The 506-nt window shown below is 44.5% G+C and carries 1 protein-coding gene; it reads left to right on the forward strand.

The genetic code is table 11. The annotated features are described in order from the left end of the window. Window positions 1-506, forward strand: a 506-nt coding sequence (locus QPK98_RS15585) for a GEVED domain-containing protein (RefSeq protein WP_310994396.1), incomplete at both ends; no start/stop codon positions are given.

Genomic DNA, 506 nt, shown 5'->3' on the forward strand with positions numbered 1-506 from the left:
GAAAACTCTACCGGTATAGATGGGCAGCAGGCCACTGCAGATATCACGGTTCCTTCTGGAGTAATGGAAGGGCCAACGAGAATGCGTGTTGTGAAAAAATTCGGTTCTACTTATATAGTTGATTCTTGTACAGGTACTAGTTGGGGACAAGCCGAAGATTATACCATAGAGGTTACCGCTGATGGCGGTGGTGGTACTGGATCAGACTGTGACTATGAGCACGAAATCGCTGGCGATGGTGATGGTGGTTCTGGATCTTCAGTTGATTCTGACTTCACGAGTGCTGCAGACTTTGTAGTTGCTGCGGGTGAGGACTTTACCTTAGATACTATTGAAGTTTCTTTCTTGACCTTTGCTCCAGAAGACGCTCCGATTACTGCAAATGTTTTCTATTATGAAGATGCTGCTGGATTGCCAGGTGCAGAAATAGGAAATGAAACAGTAGTTCCAACAATCTTAAGTTCAGGCGAATGGGTTAACCCTATCGCATTTAGATTTGATACTAG

The organism is Aequorivita marina, from assembly GCF_031631895.2.
In the GTDB taxonomy this organism is placed as follows: domain Bacteria; phylum Bacteroidota; class Bacteroidia; order Flavobacteriales; family Flavobacteriaceae; genus Aequorivita; species Aequorivita marina.